Raw genomic sequence first — 4,041 nt, forward strand, 5'->3', positions numbered from 1 at the left:
CCCCCGGGGGGGGCGCGCCCCCCCCCCCGGGCGCGCCCCCCCCCCCCCCCCGCGGGGGGGGGGGGGGGCGCCCCCCCCCCCCCCCCCCCCATACCCCGTCCGATTCTCCCGAACGTCAGCCGTGCGCCCGTAGGTTCGTCCGTACCGGGTCACGCTTCTGTCACGGAATGTCGACAGTTCTCCGGTACCGCCGACTTCTCCGGAAGTCGTACGCAAGCCGTGTACAACTCCCCTTCCCGCATTCCATTTCCGGGCCCCGTCCGACCCGCCGCGGCACCGCCCGGGAAGCGCCGCGGAACCGGACCCGGACCGCTGCCCGATCCCATTCGCATTCCGTTCGACAACGCCCTAATTCCGTGGGCCGATTGCCCCGGATCCGCCGGCGCACGGCCACCGGGGGGCTGCCCCGTTTCATTGCCCCTTCTGTGCGGCCGCGCTCTCGCCCGCCCGGTCCACCGCCCGCCCGAGGAGGTCCCGGGCCGCCCGGATCCGATCGGTCAGCTCCGGCGGCTCCACCACCTCGAACTCGCAGCCGAGCAGCATGACGTGGATGACGAGCACGTCGAGGCTCACGGCCCCGGTGCGCAGCAGACAGCTCTTGTCGTCGACCGGTTCCAGGGCCCCGTCGCTCGGCCCGATCAGCCGCGCCGCGTCCTCGGCCGGCATCCCCAGCCGCAGCACCGCACGCGCGGCGTACGCGGCCTGCGCCACGCCCTGCGACACGTACGCGGCGAGGTCCTCCGCGGGAGCCGGGCGCCGGGCGAACCGCGGACCGTGCGGCGGTCTGGGCTCGATCCGGTCGGCGCGGAAGGTCCGCCAGTCCTCCCGCTCCACATCCCAGGCCACCAGGTACCAGCGCCGCTCGGTGCACACCAGCCGGTGAGGCTCCACCACCCGCCGCGAGGCGCCGCCCCCGTGGTCCCGGTACGCGAAGCGCAGCCGCTCGCCGTCCCGGCACGCGGCGGCCAACTCGGCCAGCACGGAGGGGTCGACGGCGCTGCGCTCCGGCGCGCGCAGCATCGGTACGGTGAACTCGTCGATGGCCGACACCCGCCGCCGCAGCCTGCCCGGCAGGACCTGCTCCAGCTTGGCCAGCGCCCGTACGGAGGCCTCGCCGATCCCCTCGACCCCGTTCCCGGCGGCGGTGCGCAGCCCCACCGCGACGGCCACCGCCTCGTCGTCGTCGAGCAGCAGCGGCGGCAACTCGGCCCCGGCGCCCAGCTGGTAGCCGCCGCCGGTCCCGGGGGTGGCGTTCACGGGATAGCCGAGCTCCCGCAGCCGTTCCACGTCGCGCCGTACCGTCCGCGGGGTCACGCCGAGGCGCTCCGCGAGGTCGGCCCCGGTCCATTCGCGGTGGGCTTGCAACAGGGACAGCAGGCGCAGCAGTCGTGCGGAGGTCTCCAGCATGCCGAGCAGTGTGCCAGCGCCGGCGGCCCCCGGCCCGCCCGCCCACCGCCGGCCGCGGGCGGTGACGCAGCAGGGGCGCGCCGAAGCAGTGCGCGGCCGCCTCCCCTCGCCCCACACCCCGGACGACCCCGCGCCCGCCGTCGGGCGGCGGGCCGCCGACGGGCCGGCGCGGCCGCTCGACGTTCGGGCCGGGGTGGCGGTCACCGGCGGCAGGCCGCGCGCCGTCCACTGCCTCCCGGCACCACGGGGACCGTTCGGCACACGGACGAGTGAGGTGCGGCGGCGCCGGCAACCACCGACCTGCGACGCGGGCTCGGGCAGACGCGCCCCGGACGGACGTACCGGCCGCCCGCCGGGTGGGTGCCGGCGCCGCCGTCGTGCCCGCCGTCGTGCCCGCCGATCAGGGCGGCGGCCGGAGGCGTCCGCCCGCCTCCGGGTGCCCCTGCGCGAACCGCGCCGCGGGCGGGCCTTCGGCGGCGAAGCCGGGGAACGGGCCCTCCGCAGCCGACCAGCCCGCCCCCGCCCCGCTCCGGGCCGCCCACCGGCCCGGGAACCACTGCGACGAAGTCGGGCTCGGTGCCACGGGCTTGGCCGGACGCGCCGACTGCGGGGACGGGGCGGACGGCTTCAGTGGCGGGGCAGACGGCCGCGGGGACGGGGCAGACGGCCGCAGGGGCGGCGCCACCGGCTTCGCGGGCAGGGGCAGGGACGGGGGCGGCGGAGGCAGGGTCAGGAGCATGCCGGGGGCGATCGCCTGCGGCTCCGGGCCGATCAGCGTCCGGTTCGCCTCGTACAGGGCCGGCCAGCCGCCCTGCACGCCCCGCCGGCGGGCGATCCCGTCGAGCGTGTCCCCGGCCCGCACCACGTGTCCCCGGCCCGCCAGCCCGTACCGCTTCGCGCACACCGGCCAGGCCTCCCAGCCCTGCCGGGCCACCACCTCCTCCGCCACCAGGATCTGCTGCTCCCGGCCGGCCAGATCGGCCCGCGCCGCGAACGCCAGGCCCCCGTACTCCTCCCAGGTCGACTGGTGGAACTGCAGCCCGCCGTAGAAGCCGTTGCCGGTGTTGATCGCCCAGCGCCCGCTGCTCTCGCAGTCGGCCACACAGTCCCAGGGCCACTGCGCGCCCGGCCCGCAGTCCGCCGGCCCGCTGCCGACGGTCCCGGTCGAGCCCGGGTGCGCCGCCCCCGCGGGCCCGGGCGCCGGAGGTGGAGGGGCCGCGCCGGCTCCCGACGGGAGTACGAGGACGAGAGCCAGCGCGGCAGCGGCCGCAGCCGCCGAAGCGGCCCGCCGGATCCGGGGGTCGGGCATCGCGTCACGCTACGCAGCCCGCGGCCCCGCACCCGCCGCGCCACGCGGACGGTCCCGCACCTCGTCCGAAGCCCACCCGGTCGGCGGAGCCGCGGCAGGCCGACCGCAGCCCCCTGGAGCCCGGTGGCAGCCCCACCCAAACGCGCAGCTCCGACCAGCAACTGCGCACAAAGCGGCAACAGTTGACCCGAAAACAACGCCGTTGTCCGACCGTTCACCCCTCCGGGGGGCGGGTTCGATTCCGTTCCCTCCGACCGCGTGACCCCGGCCGCCGCTCCCCCGTTGATCCGGCAGGCCGGGAACCGCTCGGCCCGCCCCTGCTCGCCTAGTCCGAGGAGCCATCCCGTGCCCCGCATGCTCGACGTCAGTGATGAGGTACGTGCCGAGATCGGTGACGAAGAAGCCGAGAGGCTGCTCACCGGCGACGACGCACCGCGCAGTTACGACTGCACCTCCTGCCGCACCCCCGGGGACCCGCAGACCGACCGCACCAGCACCGTGCTGTTCGTGGGCGAGGAGACCGCCGTCCTCGCCTTCGCCCACGCCGGCTGCATCCCCTCCCAGGTCGTGAACGTCTCCGAGGAGCAGCTGCAGGGCGCCGTCCGCAGCATCACCGGTGACAGCCCCGCCCCGGAGGCCGCCGCCCCCGCGCCCGCCGGCTCCGTGCCGCAGAGCGTGCCCGGCGGCCAGGCGGTCCTCGGCATCACCAGCGGCCTGGTCCTGATCGGCGGCGAACTGCACCCCGCGCTCGTCGTCGAGCCGACCGCGCCGATCGCCCGCCCGGGCAGCGACGGGCCCGGCGACGACTTCCTGCCGCTCCTCATCGAGCAGGGCTTCCACTTCGTCACCGACACCGGCGAGGTGCCGTCCCCGCTCGCCGGCTGGTCGGTGCTGCTCGCCGCGGGCCAGCTGCACGCCGTGCTCCAGCCGGACCCCAAGGGTGGCAAGCCGGTCGCCTGGTGGCAGGCGCACCAGGCCCTGTCGGTCACCGAGGGCTGGCGGGCCGCCGTCAACAAGAACCAGCGCGTCCTCGTGTACGCCGCCCCGGTCGGCTCCATCGGCCAGCAGCCCCGCGAGGACCTGCTGCGCGAGGCGCTCGACCGCGCGGCCGCCGCCGGCCGGCTGGTGGCCGCCTCGATGCCGCTGGCAGGCACCCCGGGCGCCTGACGCCGAGGGACCCCGAGACGGGGGGGGGCGGGCGCGCCGCGGGCGCGGGGGGGGGACACATTGTTCGGCGCGTCGGTGCCCGTGGGCGTGTGCCACCAATCCGGGCCCCGGGGCGACGACCGGTTCCTGGAGCGGATGTGGCCCGTCGTGTACGCGGC

3 protein-coding genes are annotated in these 4,041 nt (G+C 77.2%); 1 reads left to right on the forward strand and 2 read right to left on the reverse strand.

Annotation, left to right across the window (positions count from 1 at the left end; all coding sequences use genetic code 11):
* Positions 1 to 411: 411 nt before the first annotated feature.
* Positions 412 to 1,407 carry a helix-turn-helix transcriptional regulator gene (locus ACFVGY_RS21115; RefSeq protein WP_385679553.1) on the reverse strand — a complete coding sequence of 332 codons (996 nt, stop codon included), beginning with the start codon at positions 1,405 to 1,407 and terminating at the stop codon, positions 412 to 414.
* Positions 1,408 to 1,807: 400 nt separating this feature from the next.
* Complete coding sequence (locus ACFVGY_RS21120) at positions 1,808 to 2,716, reverse strand: transglycosylase family protein (RefSeq protein WP_385679555.1); 909 nt, start codon at positions 2,714 to 2,716, stop codon at positions 1,808 to 1,810.
* 345 nt (positions 2,717 to 3,061) lie between these two features.
* Between ACFVGY_RS21120 and ACFVGY_RS21125 the strand changes: the two genes are divergently transcribed.
* Positions 3,062 to 3,883, forward strand: a complete 822-nt coding sequence (locus ACFVGY_RS21125; protein ID WP_385679557.1) for a hypothetical protein — start codon at positions 3,062 to 3,064, stop codon at positions 3,881 to 3,883.
* The last annotated feature ends 158 nt before the right edge of the window (positions 3,884 to 4,041 follow it).

Source organism: Streptomyces sp. NPDC127106 (genome assembly GCF_042677605.1).
Lineage (GTDB): Bacteria > Actinomycetota > Actinomycetes > Streptomycetales > Streptomycetaceae > Streptomyces.

Bases quoted from the DNA above. Each gene is read 5' to 3' on its own strand.
- ACFVGY_RS21115 (WP_385679553.1), bottom strand. From the start codon at position 1,407: ATGCTGGAGACCTCCGCACGACTGCTGCGCCTGCTGTCCCTGTTGCAA.
- ACFVGY_RS21120 (WP_385679555.1), bottom strand. From the start codon at position 2,716: ATGCCCGACCCCCGGATCCGGCGGGCCGCTTCGGCGGCTGCGGCCGCT.